Raw genomic sequence first — 2057 nt, forward strand, 5'->3', positions numbered from 1 at the left:
GCCCTGGGCGGTGCAGGCTTCGGCGCCCTGGACGACCTCGCCGAGCGGCGCGGGGAGCGCGAGGCGGGCGCCCGGGGCCTGCGCGGGCACCTGGCGGCGCTGCGCCGGGGGCGGCTGACGACCGGCGCGGTGAAGGTCCTCGGGCTGGGCGCCACCGGCGCCGCGTGCGCGCTGCTCACCGCTGCGCGGCCACCGCGCCGGCCCGGGGAGCTGGCCGACGCCGCGCTGGCCGCCGCCCTGGTCGCCGGCAGCGCCAACCTGCTGAACCTGTTCGACCTGCGCCCCGGGCGCGCCGGCAAGCTCGCCGTCGTGCTGGCCGCCTCGCTGGCCACCGGCGCGCCCGGCGGCACCGGCGCCCCCCGGGCGCGGCCGCTGGCCGCGGCCGTCGCCGGGGCCTGCCTGCCGGTGCTGCCCGACGACCTGGCCGGGCGCAGCATGCTCGGCGACACCGGCGCCAACGCCCTGGGCGCCGTGCTGGGCGTGGCCTGCCTGGCGCGCTGGGGCCGCACCGGCCGCACCGCCGCGCTGACCGTCGTCACCGCGCTGACCCTGGCCTCGGAGCGGGTCAGCTTCAGCCGCGTGATCGAGGCGTCCCCGCTGCTGCGGGAGCTGGACCGGCTCGGGCGCCCGTGAGGGGCGCGCGCTCGATCGCGGCGGCCGCCGCCTCGGTCGCCGCGCTCACCGTCGCGGCGCGCCTGGCCGGCTTCGGGCGGGTGCTCGTCTTCTCCAAGACGGTCGGCGACAGCTGCCTGGGGACGGTGTACACCACGGCGAACCAGGTGCCCAACGTCCTGTTCGAGGTCGTCGCCGGCGGCGCGCTGGCGGGGGTGCTGGTGCCGCTGCTGTCGGCGCGGCTGGCCTCGCCGGACCCGGCGCAGCGGGCGGCGGCCTCGCGCACCGCCTCGGCGGCGCTGACGTGGAGCGTGCTGGTCCTCACCGCCGTGGCCGGGGTGACGGCGCTGCTGGCGCGCCCGCTGCTGCAGCTGCTGCTGCGCGGCGCCTCACCGGCCGGCTGCGACGGCGACCCCCTCGCCACGGGCGCGCTGATGCTGTGGGTGTTCCTGCCGCAGGTGCCGCTGTACGCGGTGGCGGTGGTCCTGGCCGGCGCCCTGCAGGCGCAGCAGCGCTTCACCGCCCCGGCCGCGGCCCCCCTGGTCTCCAGCCTCGTGGTGGGCGCCAGCTACCTGCTCGTGGGGGCGGTGGTGCCGGCGGCCGCGGTGCGTGCCGGGCTGGCGGGCGTGCCCGCGGCGGCGGTCGCGGTGCTGGCGGGGGGCACGACGCTGGGCGTGGTGGCCCTGGTGGCCACGCACGCGCCGGCGCTGCGCTCGGCGGTGCGTTGGCGCCCGGCGCTGCGCCCGGCCCCGGGGGACTGGCCGCGGCTGCGCTCGCTGGCGCTGTCGGGGCTGGCGGTGCTGCTGGCCCAGCAGGCGGTGTCGGTGGCGGTGCTGCTGCTGAGCAACGGCGCGGCCCCGGGGGCGGTGAACCGCTGGAGCTACGCCTGGACGCTGTTCCTGCTGCCGTACGCGGTGCTGGCCGTCCCGGTCGCCACCGCGGTCTTCCCGCGCCTGGCCCGCGCCGCCGAGGAGGGCGCGGCCGCGCAGCTGGGTCCGCTGCTGGCGCGCTCGGTGCGCACGGTGCTGCTGGTCAGCTCGCTGGGCGCGGCGGTGCTCGCGGCCAGCGCGGCGCCGGTGGCGACGGTCTTCGTCGTCGGCCGCGCCGGCTCCGGGCGCACGGACGACCTGGCGCTGGCGCTGGTCGTCGTCGCGCCGGGGCTGCTGGGGCACGGGCTGGTGGCCCTGCTGACCCGGGCGCTGTACGCGCTGGGCGCCGGGCGCGCGGCCGCCGGCGGGACGGTGGCGGGCTGGGCCCTGGTGCTGGCCGGGATGCCGGTGGCGACGGCGCTGCTGCCGCCCGGGCGGGTGGTGACGGCCCTGGCGGCGGCGCACGCGCTGGGGCTGACGCTGGCCGGGGTGCTGCTGCTGCGCGCCGCGCGGCGCACCGCGGGGCGCGGGGCGCTGGCCGGGGTGCCGCGCGCGCTGCTCGCGGCGGTGCTGGCG

Annotated in this window: 2 protein-coding genes; both read left to right on the plus strand. The window is 81.0% G+C overall.

Annotated features, from left to right (window positions below):
- Positions 1-633, plus strand: a 633-nt coding sequence (locus tag GTR00_RS19740) for a hypothetical protein (protein WP_166613253.1), incomplete at its 5' end; no start/stop codon positions are given.
- Positions 630-2057: lipid II flippase MurJ (locus GTR00_RS19745; RefSeq protein WP_166613254.1), on the plus strand; the 1428-nt coding region annotated here is incomplete at its 3' end. The genes GTR00_RS19740 and GTR00_RS19745, both read left to right, overlap by 4 nt.

Source organism: Kineococcus indalonis (assembly GCF_009906395.1).
Lineage (GTDB): Bacteria > Actinomycetota > Actinomycetes > Actinomycetales > Kineococcaceae > Kineococcus > Kineococcus indalonis.